The organism is Clostridiaceae bacterium HFYG-1003, assembly GCA_024579835.1.
In the GTDB taxonomy this organism is placed as follows: domain Bacteria; phylum Bacillota; class Clostridia; order Clostridiales; family Clostridiaceae; genus JG1575.
The window spans coordinates 3,225,754-3,246,635 of sequence record CP102060.1; the positions used below are offsets into that span (position 1 = coordinate 3,225,754).

Annotated in this window: 31 protein-coding genes; 29 read left to right on the forward strand and 2 right to left on the reverse strand. The window is 50.5% G+C overall.

The genetic code is table 11. From position 1 onward, the window contains the following. Positions 1-45: 45 nt before the first annotated feature. Positions 46-969, reverse strand: a complete 924-nt coding sequence (locus NQU17_14410) for a LysR family transcriptional regulator (protein UUM11787.1) — start codon at positions 967-969, stop codon at positions 46-48. A gap of 379 nt (positions 970-1,348) precedes the next feature. Between NQU17_14410 and NQU17_14415 the strand changes: the two genes are divergently transcribed. From NQU17_14415 to apgM, 3 genes are read left to right on the forward strand one after another with little or no spacing between them, the layout of a single operon-like run. Further along, positions 1,349-2,818: an anion permease gene (locus NQU17_14415; protein ID UUM11788.1), complete on the forward strand. Its 1,470-nt coding sequence runs from the start codon at positions 1,349-1,351 to the stop codon at positions 2,816-2,818. Positions 2,819-2,831: 13 nt separating this feature from the next. Beyond that, positions 2,832-3,551, forward strand: coding sequence for a hypothetical protein (locus NQU17_14420; GenBank protein UUM11789.1), 720 nt, complete (start codon positions 2,832-2,834; stop codon positions 3,549-3,551). A gap of 19 nt (positions 3,552-3,570) precedes the next feature. Next, a complete protein-coding gene (apgM, locus tag NQU17_14425; GenBank protein UUM11790.1) occupies positions 3,571-4,821 on the forward strand; it encodes a 2,3-bisphosphoglycerate-independent phosphoglycerate mutase in 1,251 nt (416 codons plus the stop codon). 311 nt (positions 4,822-5,132) lie between these two features. Here the strand turns inward: apgM and NQU17_14430 are convergent, their stop codons facing one another. Then, positions 5,133-6,674 (reverse strand): DUF4173 domain-containing protein, encoded by a 1,542-nt coding sequence (locus tag NQU17_14430; protein ID UUM11791.1) that lies wholly within the window; start codon positions 6,672-6,674, stop codon positions 5,133-5,135. A 393-nt stretch (positions 6,675-7,067) separates the two neighbouring features. On the opposite strand from NQU17_14430, the gene NQU17_14435 reads away from it, so the two are divergent. From NQU17_14435 to map, 26 genes are all read left to right on the forward strand, one after another. Beyond that, complete coding sequence (locus tag NQU17_14435; protein ID UUM11792.1) at positions 7,068-7,547, forward strand: DUF2975 domain-containing protein; 480 nt, start codon at positions 7,068-7,070, stop codon at positions 7,545-7,547. Positions 7,548-7,557: 10 nt separating this feature from the next. Further along, positions 7,558-7,785, forward strand: coding sequence for a helix-turn-helix transcriptional regulator (locus NQU17_14440; protein UUM11793.1), 228 nt, complete (start codon positions 7,558-7,560; stop codon positions 7,783-7,785). A gap of 794 nt (positions 7,786-8,579) precedes the next feature. Continuing rightward, a complete protein-coding gene (gene rpsJ / locus NQU17_14445) occupies positions 8,580-8,888 on the forward strand; it encodes a 30S ribosomal protein S10 (protein ID UUM11794.1) in 309 nt (102 codons plus the stop codon). Between the two features lie 82 nt (positions 8,889-8,970). Further along, positions 8,971-9,600, forward strand: a complete 630-nt coding sequence (gene rplC, locus NQU17_14450) for a 50S ribosomal protein L3 (GenBank protein UUM11795.1) — start codon at positions 8,971-8,973, stop codon at positions 9,598-9,600. A gap of 16 nt (positions 9,601-9,616) precedes the next feature. Continuing rightward, the gene (gene rplD / locus NQU17_14455; protein ID UUM11796.1) at positions 9,617-10,237 is read left to right on the forward strand and encodes a 50S ribosomal protein L4; all 621 of its coding nucleotides are present in this window, start codon (positions 9,617-9,619) and stop codon (positions 10,235-10,237) included. A 5-nt stretch (positions 10,238-10,242) separates the two neighbouring features. Next, entirely contained in the window at positions 10,243-10,539 is a 297-nt protein-coding gene (rplW, locus tag NQU17_14460; GenBank protein ID UUM13530.1) for a 50S ribosomal protein L23, read from the forward strand. Between the two features lie 145 nt (positions 10,540-10,684). Next, positions 10,685-11,518: a 50S ribosomal protein L2 gene (gene rplB / locus NQU17_14465; GenBank protein ID UUM11797.1), complete on the forward strand. Its 834-nt coding sequence runs from the start codon at positions 10,685-10,687 to the stop codon at positions 11,516-11,518. Positions 11,519-11,565: 47 nt separating this feature from the next. Next, positions 11,566-11,844: a 30S ribosomal protein S19 gene (gene rpsS, locus NQU17_14470; GenBank protein ID UUM11798.1), complete on the forward strand. Its 279-nt coding sequence runs from the start codon at positions 11,566-11,568 to the stop codon at positions 11,842-11,844. A 268-nt stretch (positions 11,845-12,112) separates the two neighbouring features. After that, positions 12,113-12,457, forward strand: a complete 345-nt coding sequence (rplV, locus tag NQU17_14475; GenBank protein UUM13531.1) for a 50S ribosomal protein L22 — start codon at positions 12,113-12,115, stop codon at positions 12,455-12,457. A 15-nt stretch (positions 12,458-12,472) separates the two neighbouring features. Further along, on the forward strand, positions 12,473-13,144 hold the full coding sequence (gene rpsC / locus NQU17_14480) for a 30S ribosomal protein S3 (GenBank protein UUM11799.1): 672 nt from the start codon (positions 12,473-12,475) through the stop codon (positions 13,142-13,144). 25 nt (positions 13,145-13,169) lie between these two features. Beyond that, on the forward strand, positions 13,170-13,604 hold the full coding sequence (gene rplP / locus NQU17_14485; GenBank protein ID UUM11800.1) for a 50S ribosomal protein L16: 435 nt from the start codon (positions 13,170-13,172) through the stop codon (positions 13,602-13,604). Beyond that, positions 13,604-13,819, forward strand: a complete 216-nt coding sequence (rpmC, locus tag NQU17_14490; protein UUM11801.1) for a 50S ribosomal protein L29 — start codon at positions 13,604-13,606, stop codon at positions 13,817-13,819. Before rplP ends, rpmC begins: the two co-directional genes overlap by 1 nt. 63 nt (positions 13,820-13,882) lie before the next feature. Then, positions 13,883-14,146, forward strand: coding sequence for a 30S ribosomal protein S17 (gene rpsQ, locus NQU17_14495; protein ID UUM13532.1), 264 nt, complete (start codon positions 13,883-13,885; stop codon positions 14,144-14,146). A gap of 21 nt (positions 14,147-14,167) precedes the next feature. Further along, positions 14,168-14,536, forward strand: a complete 369-nt coding sequence (gene rplN, locus NQU17_14500) for a 50S ribosomal protein L14 (GenBank protein UUM11802.1) — start codon at positions 14,168-14,170, stop codon at positions 14,534-14,536. 13 nt (positions 14,537-14,549) lie between these two features. Then, the gene (gene rplX / locus NQU17_14505) at positions 14,550-14,864 is read left to right on the forward strand and encodes a 50S ribosomal protein L24 (GenBank protein ID UUM11803.1); all 315 of its coding nucleotides are present in this window, start codon (positions 14,550-14,552) and stop codon (positions 14,862-14,864) included. A 14-nt stretch (positions 14,865-14,878) separates the two neighbouring features. Then, on the forward strand, positions 14,879-15,421 hold the full coding sequence (gene rplE / locus NQU17_14510; protein UUM11804.1) for a 50S ribosomal protein L5: 543 nt from the start codon (positions 14,879-14,881) through the stop codon (positions 15,419-15,421). A gap of 13 nt (positions 15,422-15,434) precedes the next feature. After that, positions 15,435-15,620, forward strand: coding sequence for a type Z 30S ribosomal protein S14 (locus NQU17_14515; GenBank protein ID UUM11805.1), 186 nt, complete (start codon positions 15,435-15,437; stop codon positions 15,618-15,620). A 25-nt stretch (positions 15,621-15,645) separates the two neighbouring features. Further along, entirely contained in the window at positions 15,646-16,041 is a 396-nt protein-coding gene (rpsH, locus tag NQU17_14520; protein ID UUM11806.1) for a 30S ribosomal protein S8, read from the forward strand. A 28-nt stretch (positions 16,042-16,069) separates the two neighbouring features. After that, positions 16,070-16,612 carry a 50S ribosomal protein L6 gene (rplF, locus tag NQU17_14525; protein ID UUM11807.1) on the forward strand — a complete coding sequence of 181 codons (543 nt, stop codon included), beginning with the start codon at positions 16,070-16,072 and terminating at the stop codon, positions 16,610-16,612. Positions 16,613-16,626: 14 nt separating this feature from the next. Beyond that, the gene (gene rplR, locus NQU17_14530) at positions 16,627-16,986 is read left to right on the forward strand and encodes a 50S ribosomal protein L18 (protein ID UUM11808.1); all 360 of its coding nucleotides are present in this window, start codon (positions 16,627-16,629) and stop codon (positions 16,984-16,986) included. Positions 16,987-17,002: 16 nt separating this feature from the next. Then, positions 17,003-17,500, forward strand: coding sequence for a 30S ribosomal protein S5 (rpsE, locus tag NQU17_14535; GenBank protein UUM11809.1), 498 nt, complete (start codon positions 17,003-17,005; stop codon positions 17,498-17,500). A 10-nt stretch (positions 17,501-17,510) separates the two neighbouring features. Beyond that, entirely contained in the window at positions 17,511-17,678 is a 168-nt protein-coding gene (gene rpmD / locus NQU17_14540) for a 50S ribosomal protein L30 (protein UUM11810.1), read from the forward strand. Positions 17,679-17,704: 26 nt separating this feature from the next. Further along, positions 17,705-18,145, forward strand: coding sequence for a 50S ribosomal protein L15 (rplO, locus tag NQU17_14545; protein UUM11811.1), 441 nt, complete (start codon positions 17,705-17,707; stop codon positions 18,143-18,145). Beyond that, entirely contained in the window at positions 18,145-19,422 is a 1,278-nt protein-coding gene (gene secY, locus NQU17_14550) for a preprotein translocase subunit SecY (protein UUM11812.1), read from the forward strand. Before rplO ends, secY begins: the two co-directional genes overlap by 1 nt. A gap of 9 nt (positions 19,423-19,431) precedes the next feature. Then, a complete protein-coding gene (locus NQU17_14555; protein UUM11813.1) occupies positions 19,432-20,103 on the forward strand; it encodes an adenylate kinase in 672 nt (223 codons plus the stop codon). Then, positions 20,084-20,836: a type I methionyl aminopeptidase gene (map, locus tag NQU17_14560; protein ID UUM11814.1), complete on the forward strand. Its 753-nt coding sequence runs from the start codon at positions 20,084-20,086 to the stop codon at positions 20,834-20,836. The genes NQU17_14555 and map overlap by 20 nt, the downstream gene beginning before the upstream one ends. Positions 20,837-20,882: the final 46 nt, after the last annotated feature.

The window sequence follows — 20,882 nt, forward strand, 5'->3', positions numbered from 1 at the left end:
AGCCAGGGCTGGTTTATTGCATGAGGTCGAAGCAGGTTCGAGGAATCATTTCGGATCGGGGAACGCTGTGGCCGAATTCTCGGTCAGAGACTCTCGGATGAACTTCAGGAACAAGTCGGAAGCCAGAGTAAGTCTGCGGTCCCGGCGGTGAATATAGTAAATGTTGCGGCACAGCGGAATCGACTGAGTCAGATTCACCCTGCACAGTAGACCAAGATCCAGTTCCTGCCGGACGGCGCTTTCGGACAGGATGGATATCCCCATGCGATTGTACAGACTTTGCTTGATGGCTTCAATGGAGCCGACGGAGAACAGGCGCTTGGAATCGAATCTGAACTTTCCGGCTTGTTCCAGATACGGAATCAGGGAGGTATGGGGATTGGAGATCAGAAATGTTTCTTCCGCCAGCTCGTTCAGGTTGATGGAAGGCCGGTGCGTGAAGCGATGATCCGGCGGAACAACGATCAGGAGAGGATCCTCCAGGATGGACTCACAGACCAGCTCCGGCGGAGCCTCGAATTCCGGTTTTGAAATAAAGCCCATGGGGTAGGTTCCGTCCAGCACCTGGTCAATCACATTTTTAGTGTACTGGACGTTGTTCACAATGGTGATGAAGGGATATTTCTGCTGAAACTTCAGCAGAAGGCTGGGCAGAATGTAAGTTCCGGGCGTACTGGAAGAGGTGATGGCAAAATGCGACTCCTCCATCAGTTTCGACTGAAGCAGATGCGTTCGGGCGTTGGCAAAGCTGTTCTGAATCTGCTGAGCGTAGGGCAGCAGGAGCTGGCCTTCTTTGGTCAGCTCGGCCCGTTTCTTGTTGCGGGTGAACAGCGCGCACTCGAAATACTCCTCGAGGCGCTGGATCCGCATGGATACGGCAGCCTGCGTGCAGAACAGCTGTTCGGCGGTTCGGGTAAAACTTTGGGTCTGTGCCAGAAGAAGAAAGGTTTGAATGGAATCCAGATTCATAGCAGCTCCTTGCATCGGTGGGGAAAGGCAGTGGTGGAAAGGAATCAGTCCGATCGGAAACCTCCTCATTCGGCGCTGACCTGGCGGATTATCATAAACATTTTTTATTGTAGTATAAAACATATGCATATAAAAACCAAGGCATCAATTAGAAAAAAAATCGAGGAGCTAACTTAATAAGATTTATTTATGAAATCGGTTCTTCTTCAGTCTGCTATCACTTTTGCTGATGATTATGATAAAATGTCGTGATTGTTCATTGTTCTGCTTTTTTATTATCATTAGGATTGTCCTGGGATCACAGGACTGAACAGCCAGCTTTGACAACCCGGGCATTAAAGCTGGACATCGTTGGAATGGAATGGAAGGGGATATGGAAATGGAATCACCAGTAAAAGTGACCAAGCAGAAAAGTCCGTTTGAGCAAAAAATGAAGTTCTTCGGTCTGCCGCTGGCCTTTATCATCTTTGCACTGATTTATTTGATGCCGACACCCGAAGGATTGTCCTACGCCGGTAAAATGGCGATGGGAATTTTTCTTTCCGCACTGACACTCTGGATCACAGAGAGTCTGCCGAATTATGCAGTATCGCTGCTCGTGATCGTTGCTCTGCCTCTGTCAGGAGCCTGGAGTGAAGAACAGGCCATGAGCGTTCTGGGATATGAAGTGATCTGGCTGACCTTTGCCGCCTTCATTATCGCGTCCGGCATGGAAAAAAGCGGCCTGGCCAAGCGCATGGCACTCTCGCTGCTGGTTAAGTTCGGCAAGACAGCCAACAGCATTATGGCGCTGCTGATTGCCACGAACTTCCTGATCGCTTTTATCGTGCCCTCCACCACAGCGCGGGCGGCCATGATGTTCCCCATCGTATTGCTGGTGGTGGAAGCCTTTGAGCTGAGTATCCAGGACCCGAAGAATAATTTTGGCAAGTCGCTGGCTCTGCATGGCATTCAGGCGAACAATCTGTCCACGGCGGCGATCGTGACCGCAACCTCATCTCAGATTCTGGCCATCAGCTTCATCAAGGATCTGACCGGTCATGAAGTTTCGTGGCTGGAGTGGTTCATGGCATCCGCACCGGTTACCATTGCCACCCTGGTTGCCATGTTCTTCATCGGAAAAGTTCTGTTTCCTTTGCCCAAGACCGAAAAAAACAAAAAGATTGACATCTCCCGGCTGCGTGAGGAAAAAGACAAGCTGGGCAAGATGTCGCTGGACGAGAAAAAGGCCCTGGTCATTTTCCTGGGAACGCTTTCCCTCTGGGCGCTGGACAGCCTGCAGCTGAAGTTCTTTGGCTTCCGGCTCAGCCTGGTCATGGTCGCGCTCCTGTCGGCCGCCATGTTCTTCATGCCCTATATTGGCATCCTGAAGTGGAAGGAAGCCAAGATTTCCTGGAATCTTCTGATCTTTGCCTGCGGCGCTTATGCCGGCGGCGTCGCGCTGGATGAAACCGGTCTGGCGGCCTGGGGCCTGAATAAGATCTTCTCCCGCATCGGGATTGAAAACATGAGCTTTATCGTGCTGTTTGCCGTCGTAACCTTTATCGCCAGCTTCAGCCACTTCCTGTTTACCTCCAAGACGGTACGAACCATTATCCTGATCCCGACCATCATCGGAATCGCCAAGGCCACTGGCTATGATCCGGTTGCGCTGGCTCTGCCGGCTGCCTTCTGCATCGCCGATACCATTACTCTGCCGCCGCATTCCAAGGTCAACCTGATCTACTACGGAACCGGATTCTTTACAGTGCTGGAGCAGCTCACCTACGGAGTTCTGGTGCTGCTGGTGAAGTGGGGTCTCATGGTGGTTGCCGCGCTGACCTGGTTCAAGATTCTTGGGATCGCATAGGAGGAAACGGAACATGAAAAAACTCAGAATTTTTGCCGTCCTGCTGCTGACCTTCAGCATGCTTTGGACTCCGGTGCTGGCCGAAGGCTTATCCGGGATTACCCGGATTGAAGATCAGGTTGTACCGCAGGGAGATCACGCCGTATTGAATCAGAGCGTCACGGCAACGACCAATGAACTGGGACAGATCGTCTTCCCGTTCAACAAGAAAGCGGAGCTGATCCAGGTGACCGCGACGACCGGAACCATCCTCAGCATGCCTGAAAAAACGGAGCTGGGTGACTTAAGCTACTATACCATGAGCTTCCAGGAGAAAGAGACCGAGGTTTCAGTTGTTGCATCCTTCCGGCTGGAGGGCCAGTACGTTGGCGAAGAGGCGGATTTAGGGGAAACTCTGCCAAACGATGTGATTGAAGTCGGCTATAAATTCCGCAATACCACTCCGGTGGACATTGCCGCCTACCAGCTCAAGATGGGCGTGCCTGCTGAACGGGAACTCCTGAATATCGTTGATTTCAGCGATAAGAAACCCTTCTCCATCGAAACGACGGATGGTCAGGTGTTCGGCGGATTTGACTTTGCCGAAGTCAAATCCGGAAAAGAAGTCAAGTTTGCCATGAACCTCTTCCGTCGCAATCCGATCCACGGAACGGTCATCGTCGTCCTGGGACTGGTGCTGTCTGCTGCGTTCATGTGGAAGAACCGCGATCTGCTTCAGAAGCAAGCGGCTTAACCATAGAAAGGAATCAACTATGAGAAAGAAACAAGGACTGCTGATCATTGCGGATGGGCTGGGTGACCGTCCCATTGCGCGATTGAATCATAAAACTCCGCTGGAAGCGGCTCTGACACCGAATCTGGACCAGCTGGCCGCGATGGGCATGACGGGCAATGTCTACCCCATCGCGCCAGGCAAGCCGGTTGGCACCGATGTCGGGCATCTTCATATCTTTGGGTATGACAGTGCCGTGACCTATTCCGGTCGGGGACCGCTGGAGGCGTTCAGCGGCGGCCTGGACCTGATGGACGGCGACGTGGCGTTTCGGGGGAATTTCGCCACCATCGACGAGGCTGGAATTGTTATTGACCGGCGCGCCGGCCGGATCAGAACCGGTACCGCCTCTCTGGCGGACGCTTTGACCGGCATGGTTCTGAGTGATGGAACGACAGTCCTGGTCAAGGAACTGACCGAGCACCGGGTAGCCGTTGTGCTGCGCGGCCGCGGATTGTCCGACCGGGTCAGCGATGCGGATCCGGGGACGGCTCATGAAGGGGAGCTTCTGCCCCGGCCGCAGGGAACGGATGGAAGCGCCGAAGCCGCCAGAACGGCTGAGCTGCTTTGGGAATTTCTCACCCGGGCTACACCGGTACTCAATGATCATCCGGTCAACCAGGCCAGACTGGTCCAGGGATTGCTACCGGCCAATGTCATCCTGACCCGGGGCAGCGGTCAGAAAATGGCGTTCCAGACCCTGAAAGAACGCAATGGGATCAGAGGAGCCTGCATCGGAGGGGATTTAACGGTGCTTGGCATCGCCGGCATTGTAGGAATGAGCGTGTTTACCGACGACTCGTTCACCGGCAGCTTTGATACCAATTTAAAGGGAAAGTCAGACTGGGCGATTGAGCTTGTCCATCAGGGATATGACTGGGTTGTCGTTCATATCAAAGCCACCGATCTGGCCGGCCATGACAATGCGCCGGAGAAAAAGATCGGGATGATCGAAGCGATTGACGCGATGATGGGGGATCTGATGCGGGCCGTTGATCTGGAGCAATGCCTGATCTCCTTCACTGCCGATCATTCAACTCCCTGCGAAGTGCGGGATCACTCCGGTGACGGGGTTCCGACCATTATTGCCGGAACGGGTTGCCGCCGCGACGGAATCAGTTCCTGTTCCGAGAAAGACTTTGTCAGAGGCAGCCTCTCCGGGCTGACCGCCAATGACATATTCAACCTCCAGATGGATTTAATGGGATTCTCCCGCAAGATTGGCTCCTAGGAGCTGAGCGACCCAAAAGGGCTCACGTTTCAAGACGGATCCGATGACAAGACGAATCCGACGACAAGACGAATCCGACAATGCGGATCTGACCACAAGCAAAGAGCAGAGCAGCCTGGGGGCTGCTCTGCTCTTTGTGTAGGATCGACTGTTTCGGCGGGCAGCCTTCAGCTGTCCCTCTCAGGATTTGAGCTTTCCAAGGCTGATTTTTTGTAGTTTTATGAGAGACCAGCCACATGCACAGAGCATGGGAAGTTCACCAGGTTCTCCATTTCAGAAATGGTTGCATTTTGGATTATGTGGGGCGAACATTAAGGTCTGATTCGAAGTTCACTCAGCGTTCTGGCCAGAGGGTGCAGCAGGAGATACTCATCATTCAGGTCATGGTAGATCTTGCCGGTGTACTTATTTTTCAGCTCGATGATTCGGGGGTCGCTGGACTGATCAAACTGGAAGGCGGCTTTCATGGGGCCGTAGGCATCCGCTGTCAGTTCCGACAGGTAGGCGATATCAAGCCGTCCCCGGTTCTGGTAAATTGACTGAGCTTTGACTGCGATCAGACCGTCCAGGTTCAGCAGGTTCAGTACCATATAGAGACTCAGCGCCAGCAGAGTCAATGATTTCAGCAGACTGCGGTTTTTGCCGGCCAGATGCAATCCCACCAGGATGAGACCAAGGGCAAAGAAGATTAGTGCGAACTTGACGAACAGCCTCAGATGAGTGTAGCCAAATTCGGACTCATACAGCCCCATCTTGTAAAAACTGGAGATAATCATGTTGGCCGTGAAGAGCATCATCAGGAGAAAACCGGATTTCATCCAGCGATTCGTCAGGGGAGAGTCATTGGTAAAGCTGTACAGCACCCACAGCAAGAGCAGGTTGATGGCCAGTACCAGAAGCAGACTGAAGAAGCCGGATCGGGCGTACTGGGAAATGCTCTGATTCATTGCGCTTAACGCTGTTTTGGGGAAGTACAGAGTACGGAACTGCGTCAGAGTAAACAGGGCGTACAGAGTATTGACCGACCAGAGAACCACCAGTGAAATCGTCGAAGAGTGTTTGGAATCCGTGCTGATTACCATCGGTGGATGGTCTCTGGTCAGCAGGAGAGTGATGATCACCCCAAGAAAATAGACCAGGGCCATAAGAGTGCCAACGATCCGGCTCGCCGCCTGGCTCAGTTGGAAACCGGACAGGAAGTTCTGCCAGAAACTCCCGAGGGAACGGGCGAATTCGGCATCCGCCCGGGTCAGCAGACTGAGCAGGAAGAGAATCAGGGGCAAGGTGATGAGCAATCCAATCACAACGTCCTGAGCAGTCTTTCGGCAGGTGGCTTTGACGGGCTTGTGCCCCGGGCTTCTCAAAAAACCAGGCAGGTAGTACAAGCTGCGCAAAGGGCCGGTCAGAAGGACGTCCAGAGCGGTCAGGAATGGCCTAGGTGTCATGTTCGGATGGCTTCGCAATGCCAGAACGAGGCTGAATACAGCCAGAAGCGGCAGTCCGATAAAATTGATCACGGACAGCGGGACCGAAGCATACAGAGCGGCATGGGCGGAACCGGCCAGAACCGCCCCCAGGGCAAAGGCCACGGTGATGTCCCGGTACCGGAGGTAATCCTTGAAGAACCAGAAGCCAACCAGGACGAAAAACGGCCAGAACAAAGCCTGGTAGAAGCCTCGGGGAGTCGCCAGATAATGATTGGCGAAGAACCAGGCCATCGGGATGCCAAATAACGTCAGAAGGCGTCGTCGCATCGGATGAATCGTTTGAATCAATTCTTTGCTGCCGGCAAGGCGGGATTGGAATTCTCCCTGGGACAGCGGCAATGCATCTGGAATAATTGGTTGTTCCATATTAGACCTCCAATATTGGAAAGATAGAATAAGGGCGAAAAGCGGGTGGGAAAAGAACGGTTTGCGATCCCCGGTGAGACCGCTGGGGGATACCCGAGTCCACCGGATTACTCTGAAATACACCGGAATCATTTTGGAAATGACTGTAAAAAGGGTTTGCCGCAGAATATATCAAATGAACAACCAGCCTGCTGCTGTACGAGACATGTATGACCTGGCACAGATCACTTCAAAAGTCACATGCATGTCAGGACTGGATGGATCCCCTTTGATTTATATGCAGGCCACTACTGCGCATACCGCCTTTCATATTGAATCATAAGATGATTTTATTGAATATCGATAAAAAGAGTGTTACAATCAGGTAACAAGTCAAGAATTTGAGGTGTTATCTTGAAGAAAGAAACCTGGTTTCTGAAACTGGCGGTTATTCTGATCGGTTTTCCGGTTCTGGTCCTGGCAATCGCCCTTTATCCCATCGTGATCCGGGAAGCAGCCCAAGGAAGTTCGGCAATGGCCGGAGTGCTTTATGCCATACTGATGGTCATATATCTGACGGCAATTCCCTTCTATCTGGCACTGGCTCAGGCCCTGAAGCTGCTCAGCCTCATTGATGCCGGGCAGGCGTTTTCTGAGTTAGCGGTCCAGGCGATCCGGCGCATCAAGCGCTATGCCGGGATGATTGCCGGACTCTACGTGCTCGGACTTCCTCTATTTTATATTGCAGGTGAAGTGGATGATGCGCCGGGCATTATTCTGATCGGACTGTTTCTGGTCGTGGCTCCGGCGGTGGTTGCGGTGTTTGCCGCCGTGCTGGAAAAACTGCTCAGTCAGGCCATTGAGCTGAAAACCGACCAGGACCTGACGGTATGAGGAGGGTATTATGGCAATAATAATCAACTTAGATGTCATGCTGGCCCGTCGCAAAATGAGCGTAACCGAACTGTCTGAGCGGGTGGGCATTACCATGGCTAATATTTCCATCCTGAAGAACGGAAAGGCAAAGGCGATTCGCTTTTCAACCCTGGAGGAAATCTGCAAGGCGCTGGACTGTCAGCCGGGCGATATCCTGGAGTACCGCCCGGATCAGGTTCGCTCAGCCGGTGAGTAAAGGCCGTCTGAACCGGAACTGCACTTATTCTGCAATGATCAAGCCATCGGTGAGTCCATGAATAACAGGAATGATCAAGCTGCCGGATCGAAGGGTTCCCCGGTTGTAAGGCCAATGATGTCAGAACGCTGCTGCGGACAGAAACGCGGCCTGGAGGAGGCACCATTAAATTAGAAAGCCATAATAGGATATGATTGGATCCCTGACTACTCTGGAGATGCAGGGATCCGATCTTTTTTATTTATTTAGGATGCTCAGTTAGAAATCCTCCGGAGGGGGAGCCAAGGGCTGACTTAATAATAGGAAGGAGCTGACGAATCGATCGATGCGAAGAAGTGGCTGAGACAAGCGTGAAACACATTGGGGATATGACGGGGCTGACCGAAGGGAAACTCAGGGATAATTTATCATGTCAAGAATTTCCAGGCCTCATTTGGGCTAACTTTTGAAAAGTTGTTGTTTTTTATTAGGACTTGCTTTAGAATTAGAAAGCTTGATGATTTAGAATGCGGGAGTATGGCCTTTTCAAGATATTTTTTTTCGGGTCGAAGAAAAAGTATTGATGAGAGCGGTGCTTCTGTAGTATAATAATTAAGTTGCGAAACAGTAGCGATGACTCAGGAGGTGGCTGGACTTCCAGGGAATTCCTGATGAGCAAGCCTCGGCCTCAAGCCGAGACGTCGGAGTCATCGGCTGTTCGGCGTGCGCATTTTTTCGATGACACACCCGGGACAGTTTACGGTGATACCGCTGTTGTGCGTGGAAGTAATACGTACCAGAAAAGGAGGAAAAACATGGCAACTCAGAAAATCAGAATCAGACTCAAAGCCTTCGATCACTCTTTATTGGATCAGAGCGCAGAGAGAATCGTGGACAGCGCTAAGAATTCAGGCGCGAAGGTCGTAGGACCCGTTCCGCTGCCGACCGACAAGGAGATCGTTACGATCCTTCGGGCAGTCCACAAGTACAAAGATTCCAGAGAACAGTTCGAAATCCGGACTCACAAGAGATTGATCGACATCATCAACCCGACCCCAAAGACTGTCGATGCCCTTATGAGACTTGATTTGCCTGCTGGCGTCGATATCGAAATCAAGCTTTAATGGTTCTAGGTAATCCCTAAAAATCATTATGACCGCAAAGGAAGCCTTTGCGATCCGCTAATATTTACAGGAGGTATATGTAATGAAGAAAGCAATCATGGGAAAGAAAATCGGGATGACCCAGATTTTCGATGAACAAGGCAGAATGATCCCTGTTACCGTCGTTGAAGCACTGCCAAACGTCGTTGTACAGATCAAAACAGAGGAAAAAGAAGGCTACAATGCAATCCAGGTTGGATTCGGCGAGATCAGAGAATCTCTCGTCAACAAACCGAGAAAGGGTACATTCGCTAAGGCAGGTGTAACTCCCAAACGGTTCCTGAAGGAATTCCGGCTGGAAGATATTTCCTCATACAATCTAAAAGATGAAATCAAAGTAGATGTGTTCGCAGAAGGCGAAAAGATTGACGTTTCCGGTATTTCCAAAGGAAAGGGATTCCAGGGCGTTATCAAGAGATGGAACTTCAGCCGCGGTCCTGAGACCCACGGATCCAAGTTCCACCGTGCACCTGGTTCCCAGGGAGCATCCTCCGATCCTTCCAGAACCTTCAAAAATAGAAAAATGCCCGGTCACATGGGTAATGTCAAAAGAACCGTGCTCAATCTTGAGATCGTCAAGGTTATGCCGGAACGCAACGTGATTTTGATCAAGGGCGGAATCCCAGGTCCCAACAAGGGAACCGTTGTGATCAGAAACAGCGTAAAAGCTTAGGAAGGAGGACTAAAAAATGCCGAAAGTTGGATTATATAACATTGAAGGCAGCCAGGTTGGCGATGTGGAACTGAACGCGTCAGTGTTCGATTTCCCGGTCAACGAAGCTGCAATGCATCAGGTCATCTTGGCTCTCCTTGCTAACAAGAGACAGGGAACCCAGTCAGCCAAGACCAGAGCGGAAGTTTCCGGAGGCGGAATCAAGCCGTGGCGTCAGAAGGGAACTGGCCGGGCTCGTCAGGGTTCCACCCGTTCACCGCAGTGGGCACATGGTGGTATCGTCTTCGCTCCGAAGCCGAGAAGCTACCGAATGGCCATTCCGAAGTCAATGAAGAGAGTTGCCATGAAATCTGCTTTATCCTCAAAGGTTAAAGAAGAGAACGTTCTGGTTATTGACTCCCTGAAAATGGAAGCTCCCAAGACCAGAACTATGGCTGAACTGCTCAAGAAGCTGTCCGTGAAGAAAGCCCTCATCGTTACCGGTGATGTGGAAATGAACGCGTACAAGAGCGCCAGAAACATTGAAGGGATCACCATGGTCCCCTGCAACAACATCAATGTTTATGACATCGTAAAATATGAAAAGCTCATCCTGACTCAGGATGCAGTCAAGAAAATTGAGGAGGTGTACGCATAATGGCATTGAAGCTGACAAGCTGGGATATCATCAGAAAACCGGTCATCACTGAAAAATCAATGGCTGGTATGGAAGCAAGAAAGTACACATTCTTAGTTCATGTCGATGCAGACAAAACCATGATTAAGAACGCAGTCGAAGAGGCATTTGGCGTAACCGTCGAATCCGTGAAGACTCAGAACCGCCTTGGCAAGGACAAGCGGGTCGGCGTTCACATGGGCAAGCGTCCCGACACCAAGAAGGCTGTCGTAACTCTGACACAGGACTCCAAGTCCATCGAGTTCTTCGAAAACATGAACTAATTACTCTGGCAACAGAGTAAGTCAGGCCGCAATGGACTGACTTTCAGACCTGGAATCAGGCTGAACCAAAGCCTACCCAGGCTGAAGGGGATTTTATCCCACTATTGGCAAGTGAGCCAGATAATAATCACAGGAGGAAACAACAATGGCAATCAGAGGTTTTAAACCGACGACACCTTCCAGAAGACAAATGACCATGAGCACCTTTGAGGAGATCACGACCGACAAGCCTGAAAAATCGCTTCTTGTCACCAAGAAGAAACAGGCCGGACGTAATGCCCATGGAAAGATCACTGTCAGACACAGAGGTGGCGGACACAAGCAGAAATACAGAATCATCGACTTTAAGAGAGACAAGGACGGCATTCCGGGAAAGGTCGCAACCATCGAGTACGATCCGAACCGCTCCGCATACATCTCACTCATCGTCTATGCTGATGGAGAGAAAAGATACATCATCACCCCGGTCGGACTCAAAGTCGGCGACAAGGTTGAATCCGGCGTGAAGGCTGACATTAAGCCAGGCAACGCGCTTCCGATGAAGAACATCCCGGTCGGTACTGTCATCCACAACATTGAGCTGCAGAGAGGCAAAGGGGCCCAGATGGTCCGTTCCGCCGGTGCATCCGCTCAGCTGATGGCTAAGGAAGGCGACTACGCCACCTTGAGACTTCCTTCCGGCGAAATGAGATACGTCCGGATCGAGTGCAAGGCTACGATCGGAACCGTCTCCAATACCACTCACGAAATTGAGAACTATGGTAATGCAGGACGCGTCAGACACCTTGGCATCCGTCCCACCGTCAGAGGTTCCGTCATGAACCCCGTGGATCACCCCCATGGTGGTGGAGAAGGAAAGACTCCGATCGGCCGTCCCGGCCCGCTTACTCCCTGGGGTAAACCGGCACTGGGTCTTAGAACAAGAAAGCACAAAAAATACTCTGACAGACTTATCGTCAAGAGAAGGAATGAGAAGTAATCCTTCGGGATTGCTTTTCACCTTGAATTCTCGAAGGGAGGAAGAACTTGAGCAGATCAATTAAGAAGGGACCTTTCGTACACGAAGGTCTTATGAAGAAAATAGAAGAAATGAATGCTAAGGGAGAAAAGAAGGTACTCAAGACCTGGTCCAGGTCATCAACCATCTTCCCCGAAATGATCGGTCACACCATCGCTGTCCATGACGGCAGAAAACACATCCCGGTTTACATCTCCGAGGATATGGTGGGACATAAGCTGGGCGAATTCGCGTTCACCCGCACTTACAGAGGCCATGCCTCTGAGAAAAAGTCCAAAATGAGATAGGAAGGAGGAGTACTAAATGTTTGATGAATTGAACGTAAATGAAACGGTAGAAACGACAGAGGCTCCTTCCACCGAAGTGGTTAACGAAGCACCGAAGTCCAAAAAGTCCGTTGAAAAGGACGAGCGCCGCAGCGCCGGCCGCGCCAAGGCAAAAGCCAAGCGTGAAGACCGCCGCGTCCGCCTCGCTGAAAAAACGGCTGTGAAGAAGGAAAAGCTTCATCTGACCAAGGAAGAAAAAGCAGAAAGAAGAGCAGCGAAAGCCGCCGCCATGGAAAAAGTAACTGCCAAAGCAGTTGCCAAATATGTTCGCATGAGCCCCATGAAGGTCAACATCGTGCTGGACCTCATCCGCGGCAAGAATGTCAACGAAGCCCTGGCTATTCTGCAGTACACTCCCAAAGACGCCGCTGTTGTAGTCGGCAAAGTCCTTAAGAGTGCAGCAGCCAATGCTGAAAACAATCTGGAACTGGACCGCGACGCCCTTTATGTTACCGAGTGCCACGTTGGACCTGGTCCTATCATTAAGAGATTCCAGCCCCATGCACAGGGTCGGGCCTTCTCCATTTTCAAGAGAACCAGCCACATCACCGTGGTCGTCGCAGAAAGAGCATAAGGAGGTAAAAAGCTAGTGGGACAGAAAGTTAATCCAAACGGATTCAGAGTCGGCGTCATCAGAGACTGGAATTCCAGATGGTACGCTGATAAGAAAAACTTCGCCGACAACCTCGTCGAAGACAATAAAGTCAGAGAATTTGTTAAGAAGAAGCTCTACACAGCCGGTATCTCCAAGATCGAGATCGAGCGGGCTGCCAAGAGATTAAAGCTGAACATCTATACCGCCAAGCCGGGCATCGTCATCGGAAAGGGTGGTTCAGGGATTGATCAGCTGAAAAAAGAGATCAGTGCGCTGACTCCTGATAAGAATGTAGTTTTAAACATCGTCGAAGTGAAGAATGTCGATGCCAATGCTCAGCTGATGGCTGAAAACATCGCCGCTCAGCTGGAAAAGCGTATTTCCTTCCGCCGCGCCATGAAGCAGACCATCCAGAGAGGCATGAGAGCTTATGGAGTCAAGGGTGTTAAAACCATGTGCGGAGGCCGTCTGGGCGGAGCAGAAATTGCCCGGTCCGAGGCTTACCATGAAGGAACCATTCCGCTGCAGACTCTGAGAGCTGACATTGATTACGGATTCGCCGAGGCTGATACGATCTACGGAAAGATCGGTGTCAAGGTCTGGGTGTACAAGGGCGAGATCCTTCCTGTTAAAAAGAACCAGGAAGACAAGAGCCAGAGAAACTAGGATCTTTTGAAAGGAGGAACGACACATGTTAATGCCTAAGAGAGTGAAACACAGAAAGCAGCAGAAGGGCAATATGCGAGGAAAAGCAACCCGAGGCAATTTTATTGCCTACGGCGAGTTTGGTCTTCAGGCTATGGAACCCGGCTGGATCACATCCAACCAGATCGAAGCTGCCCGTGTTGCCATAAATCGTTATATTAAAAGAGGTGGAAAGCAGTGGATCAAAATATTCCCTGATAAGCCCATCACCGAAAAACCGGCTGAAACCCGTATGGGATCCGGTAAGGGCTCAGTTGAATATTGGGTTGCCGTCGTGAAGCCGGGCCGCGTTCTGTTTGAACTGGCCGGAGTCGACGAGGATCGTGCCCGCGAGGCCATGAGACTTGCATCCCACAAACTGCCGATCTCCACAAAATTTGTTACAAGAAAAGATTTTGAAGAAATGGGTGGTGAAGAGTAATGAGGACCAGAGAACTTAACGAAATCAGAAAGAATTCTTCTGAAGATTTAGAAGCCAGACTGACTGATCTGAAGAAAGAGCTCTTCAACCTCCGGTTCCAGCTTTCCACCGGTCAGCTCGAGAATCCGATCAGAATCAAAGAAGTCAAGAAATCCATCGCTCAGATCAAAACTGTTCTGAGAGAACAGGAAATTGGCTCCGTTGTAGAGCAGTAGACTTTGAAAGGAGGTCATTAAAACATGGAAGAAGTTAAAAATGAAACCGTAGCGACCGAAGTAATGGAATCTGCGGGCAGAAAAAATAGAAAAACTCTCATCGGCCGCGTTGTCTCCAACAAGATGGACAAGACCATTGTCGTAGCCATCGAAACCAAGGTCAGACATCCGCTGTATGGAAAAACCGTTAATCGGACCACTAAGTACAAGGCCCATGATGAAAAGAACGAAGCTCAGATTAACGACAGAGTTTTAATCATGGAAACAAGACCTTTGTCAAAGGACAAACACTTTAGACTGGTCGAAATCATAGAGAAGGCCAAGTAAGGCTTTGGAAGGAGGTCAGAAATGATTCAGCAACAGACACTTTTAAAGGTCGCTGATAATTCAGGTGCGAAAGAAATTATGTGCATCCGGGTTATGGGCGGATCCAGAAGAAGGTATGGAAATATAGGAGACACCATCGTCGCTTCCGTAAAGTCCGCAACACCAGGCGGAGTTGTTAAGAAGGGTGATGTAGTGAAAGCGGTCATCGTACGTTCCGTCAAGGGAGTCCGCAGAGTGGACGGTACCTACATCCGGTTCGATGAAAACGCAGCCGTAATCATCAAAGATGACAAGAACCCGAAAGGTACCCGTATTTTCGGGCCTGTAGCCAGAGAGTTGAGAGACAAGGACTTCCAGAAGATCCTTTCCCTGGCTCCAGAAGTAATATAAGGAGTGAGAGACAATGAAAATGCATGTTAGAAAAAATGACAAAGTTGTCGTGATCTCCGGTAACGACAAGGGCGTAAAGAGTGAGATCCTGGAAGCGCATCCGAAGAAGGGCACGGTTCTGGTGAAAGATGTCAACATCGTCACCAAGCACCTGAAGGCTTCCAAGAATGCCATGAAATCCGAGATCGTAAAGATGGAAGCGCCCATCAATTCCAGCAAGGTCATGCTGTGGTGCGAAACCTGTAAAAAAGGCGTACGTCCCAGCTACCGCTTCCGGGAAGACGGTGCCAAGGTACGGTACTGCAAAGCCTGCGACAGCGAACTTTAAACAGGAGGTAACATATGCCAAGATTACAGGATAAATACAACAATGAAGTTGTAGCAGCCATGATGGAAAAGTTTGGATACAAGAACGTCATGGAAGTGCCAAAGCTCGAAAAGATCGTGATCAACATGGGCGTTGGCGAAGCTAAGGAAAACTCCAAAGTTCTGGAATCCGCCGTATCGGACCTCCAGATCATCTCCGGACAGAAGCCGGTCATTACCCGTGCGAAGAAATCCGTTGCCAACTTCAAATTAAGAGAGAACATGGCCATCGGAGCCAAGGTCACCTTAAGAAAAGCGAACATGTACGAATTCGCTGACAAACTCATCAACATCGCTCTTCCCCGTGTCCGTGACTTCCACGGAATTTCAGACAAGAGCTTTGACGGAAGAGGCAACTACTCGCTGGGTATTAAAGAACAGCTCATTTTCCCGGAAATCGAATACGATAAGATCGATAAAGTCCGGGGAATGGACATTGTGTTCGTAACCACAGCAAAAACCGATGAGGAAGCCAGAGAACTGTTAAGATTCCTCGGCATGCCCTTCGCACAGAACTAGGAGGTAAATAGATTTGGCACGTAAAGCTATGATCGAAAAATGGAAGAGAGAACCGAAATTCTCATCCCGGGCTTACACAAGATGCAGAATCTGTGGAAGACCTCACTCAGTATTGAAAAAATATGGTGTATGCCGTATATGCTTCAGAGAACTTGCGTATAAGGGCGAAATCCCAGGCGTGCGCAAGGCCAGCTGGTAATTTTAGGAAAGGAGGCATATAAGATATGATGACAGATCCGATTGCGGACCTTTTAACAAGAATCAGGAACGCAAATGATGCAAGGCATGAATCAGTGGAAGTACCGTCTTCCAAGGTCAAGAAAGCCGTTGTGGAGATCCTTCTGCAGGAAGGCTATATCAAGAGTGTAGAAGAGTACAACGTGGGAATCATTCCCATGATGAAGCTCACTTTGAAGTATGGCGAAGGCAAGGAGAAGGTAATTAAGGGACTCAAGAGAATCTCGAAGCCCGGATTAAGAGTATATTGCAAGTCAGGTGAAGTTCCGAAGGTTCTGAATGGCCTGGGCACTGCCGTGATCTCAACCTCCAAGGGGATGGTCGCGGATAAGGAAGCCCGTAATTTAGGACTCGGCGGCGAAGTAATCTGCTACATCTGGTAGAAGTTACAGCTAAGGAGGAAACTATAGTATGTCAAGAGTAGGCAAAGCGCCGATAGCAATTCCCAATGGTGTAACTTTCACAGTGTCAGACGACAATGTCGTCACTGTCAAGGGACCAAAAGGACAGCTTGAAAAAGCGTTTAACAATAGAATGAATATCGAGAAGAATGAGAACAACGAGATCGTTGTAACCAGACCTTCCGATTTGAAGGAAGACCGTGCCCTGCATGGCCTGACCAGAGCTCTCATCAACAACATGGTTGTCGGTGTTACCGCTGGTTACCAGAAGAACCTTGAACTCAACGGCGTCGGTTACAGAGCCAGTGTTCAGGGAAACAAGCTGGTCATGAACCTGGGTTACTCCCATCCGGTTGAAATCGTCGCCCTGGAAGGGGTTACCTTTGAAACACCGGCTCCGACCAAAGTCATTGTCAAGGGAATTGACAAGGAAAAGGTCGGCGACATGGCGGCGGATATCCGTAAATGGAGAAAGCCGGAACCGTACCTTGGAAAGGGTATTAAGTTCGAAGGCGAACAGATCCGTCGTAAAGTCGGAAAGACTGGTAAGTAAAGGAGTGAATCGCGATGTTTAAGAAGGAAAACAAAACCGCTTCCAGAGAAAGACGTCACGTAAGAGTGAGAAGAAAAGTCACAGGCACTTCCGAGCGTCCCAGACTTTCTGTCTACCGGAGCGAAAAGAATATTTATGCTCAGATCATCGATGATACAAAGGGTGTTACCCTGGTTGCCGCCTCAAGCCTGGATAAGGAATTTGAAGGAACTGGCTGGAACATCGAAGCTGCCAAGAAAGTCGGCGAAGCAGTAGCGAAGAAGGCCAAGAATGCCGGAATCGACAAAGTTGTATTCGACCGCGGCGGCTACATCTACCATGGACGAGTCCAAGCCCTTGCGGATGCCGCAAGAGAAGCAGGACTTGAATTCTAGAAGGAGGTAACATCAATTGAGAATTGATCCAAGCACACTGGACCTGAAAGAAAAAGTCGTTAAAATCGGCCGAGTAACGAAGGTTGTCAAGGGTGGACGTAATTTCAGATTCAGCGCACTCGTTGTCGTTGGAGATGAAAACGGACATGTTGGTGTCGGAACTGGCAAGTCCATTGAAATTCCGGAAGCCATCAGAAAAGGAATCGAAGACGCCAAGAAGAACCTCATTGAGGTCGCATTGGACGGAACGACAGTACCTCACTCCATCGACGGTATATTCGGAACCGGACGCGTTCTGATCATGCCCGCCAAGGAAGGTACCGGAGTTATCGCCGGAGGACCTGCCAGAGCAGTCCTTGAACTTGCCGGACTGAAAGACGTTCGCGCCAAGTCCCTGGGATCCAACAACCCCAGAAACATGGTTCGCGCTACGCTGAACGGCCTGTCTGAACTGCGTTCCGCAGATAAGATCGCCAAGCTTCGCGGCAAGACCGCTGACGAGATCCGGGGATAGGAGGAGAACAATGAAGATTACACTGACCAAGAGTCTGATCGGAAGAAAGAAATCTCACATTGCGACCGCCAAGGCCCTGGGCTTGTCCAAAATCGGCAAGACGGTTGAAAAAGAGAGCAATGATGCCATCAACGGCATGATCAAGGAGATCTCTTATCTCCTGAAGGTAGAAGAATAATTTTTTAGTCAAGGAGGTGTAACACGATGAAATTACATGAGCTCAAATCCCCGGAAGGATCCAGAAAAGCCCCCAAGCGGCTTGGACGCGGAACCGGATCAGGCCTTGGAAGAAACTCCGGTAAAGGAGAAAAAGGTCAGAATTCCAGAACCGGCGGCGGTGTAAGACCCGGCTTCGAAGGCGGACAGATGCCTCTGTTCCGGCGGTTGCCCAAGAGAGGCTTCACCAATCCTTTCAGCAAGGAATACAATGCCATCAATTTAGATCGTTTGAACATATTTGAAAATGGAACTGAAGTGACCGAACAGCTGCTTTTAGAGAAAGGCGTGATCTCCAAAAAGCTTGACGGCGTTAAGATTTTAGGAAACGGAACTATCGAAAAAGCATTAACTGTAAAGGTAAGTAAGTTCTCTAAGTCTGCTTCTGAAAAGATTGAAGCTGCTGGAGGAAAAGCGGAGGTTCTATAATGTTTGAGATTTTTACCAATGCCTGGAAAACAAAAGAACTGCGGAAAAAAATGTTATTTATGCTTCTCATCGTCTTTGTTTTCCGCCTTGGAAATCACATCACAGTACCTTACGTTGATCCACGGGATTTAGCCAACCTGACCAATCAGGGCAACCTGCTCGGTCTGTACAACCTGATTTCAGGCGGTGCACTGGGACGCTTCAGTCTGTTCGCACTGGGCGTCATTCCCTACATCAATGCCTCAATTATCATGCAGCTTCTGACCGTCGCCATTCCGCCCCTGGAAAACCTCCAGAAGGAAGGCGAAGAAGGCCGGAAGAAAATCCAGAACTGGACCCGGTATGCAGCCCTTGCAATCTCAGCCCTGATGGCCTACGGAACCTATGTTCTGGTCGCCAACACCGGCGCGGTCAGCAACCGCAGCGCATCCGCCGTTATTCTGATTATCCTGACCCTCGTGGCCGGAACATTCTTCCTCATGTGGCTGGGCGATCAGATCACCTCGTATGGAATCGGAAACGGTATCTCGGTTCTGATCTTCATCAATATCATTTCCAGACTGCCGCAGACGCTGCAGCAGATGGCACTGACTGCTTCCGGCAATCCCATGAACGCGATCCTGGTCACTTTGCTGCTCCTGGCGCTGTTCATCGGTGTAGTCTACTTCTCCCTGGGAGAACGCCGGATTCCCGTACAGTATGCCGGTCGGATGGTTAATGGCCGGGCGACCAAAGCCCAGACCCAGCACCTCCCCATCGGCGTCGCTTCGTCAGCCGTTCTTGGAATCATCTTCGCCATGTCCATGATGGAGTTCCCGGCAACACTGTATCAGCTGTTCACGAACAACAAGATCCTGGAAACCATGACGATCTCCAAAGCCTGGTTCAACCCGTTCAACCGGGAAACCTGGATGTACATCCTCGTTTACGCTATTCTTGTCGTCTTCTTCTGCGTATTCTATACCCAGATCACCATGAAGCCGGAAGAAATGGCGGAGAACATGCAAAAGTCCGGCGGTTATGTCAATGGCATCAAACCGGGCAAGGCAACTGAGAACTATCTGGATGGCGTGTTCAACCGTGTGGCGTTCTACGCCGGGTTGTTTGCGGCTGTCATTGCGATCTTCCCGTTACTGATCGGCAAACTGGATTCGAGCTATCAGCAGATGAATTTCGGTGGAACCGTTCTGTTCATTGTGATCGGGGTGGCCCTGGATACCATCAGACAGCTGGAATCACAGCTGATGACAAGGCATTATAAAGGCTTCCTGAAATAGGAGCGTAGCATGAAAATTGTTCTTTTAGGCGCACCGGGAGCAGGAAAAGGGACTCAGGCTCAAAGTATCAGCAAGTATTTCAACATTCCGCATATTTCCACCGGTGATATTTTCAGAAAAAATATTTCAGAGGGAACCAAGCTCGGCAAAACTGCCAAGCGATACATGGATGCCGGTCAGCTGGTCCCGGATCAACTGACGCTGGACCTCATTGAGGACCGGCTCAATCAGGAAGACTGCCACCGCGGCTATCTCCTGGACGGCTATCCCAGAACGGTTGTGCAGGCTGATTTCCTTGAGGAAATGCTAAGGAGAAAACACGATCAGCTGGATTGTGCCTTACTGATCGCAGTCCCTCGTGAAGCGATCCTCGACCGGATCACCGGCCGACGGATCTGTCCCTCCTGTGGGGCGTCCTACCACTTGAAGCATAATCCGCCCTTGAAGAAAGACACGTGTGACATCTGCGGACACCAGGTGATTCAGCGTTTGGATGACAAGGCGGAAACAGTGGAAGAGCGGTTGGATGTGTACGACGAGCAAACCAAACCCCTCATCAGTTTCTATGATGAGCGCTGCATCTTGAAATCCGTTGACGGCACCAGGGCCATCAATCAGATTTTTAATGACATTGTGAAAGTACTGAGTGAGGTCAGACTCCATGATCATACTCAAGAATAACAACGAGATCCAAAAGATGAAGGTCGCAGGCCGGATTGTGGAAGAAGCGCTCCGACTGATGGAAGCGAACATCCGCCCCGGCATCTCCACGGCACATCTGGATCGGATTGCAGAAGAATTTATAACTAAGCAAGGGGCGGTACCGTCCTTCAAGGGGTACGGCGGTTTTCCCGGTTCCATCTGTGCATCGGTCAATGATGTGGTTATCCACGGGATTCCCTCGAAAGAGGTCATTCTGAAGGACGGCGACATCATCTCGGTGGACATGGGAGCGATGATTGACCGTTACCACGGGGACGCCGCCAGGACCTTCGCCGTGGGTGAAGTCAGCCAGACTGCCAAAGACCTGATCCGGATCACAGAAGAGTCCTTTTTCAAGGGAGTCGAGATGTTCCGGGAAGGCGGCCGGCTGGGCGATATCTCCCACGCCATCGGATCCTATCTCACCATGGCCGGCTACGGCGTGGTGAGGGATTTCGTAGGTCACGGCATCGGACGAAACCTTCATGAGCAGCCCAATGTCCCCAACTATGGGAAACCAGGAGCGGGAGTGGTGCTGCGGGAAGGAATGGTTCTTGCCATCGAGCCCATGGTTAATGTGGGCAGTTATGAAGTGAAAGTACTCAAGGACCAATGGACAGTGAAAACGGTCGATGGCAGCCTGTCTGCCCATTATGAAAATACCGTGGCACTGACGTCTGACGGTCCGCAGCTGTTGACATTAACGATTTAACGCACGTTGATCGTGCTGCTTAGTTATAAATTCCCTCACGGATTTA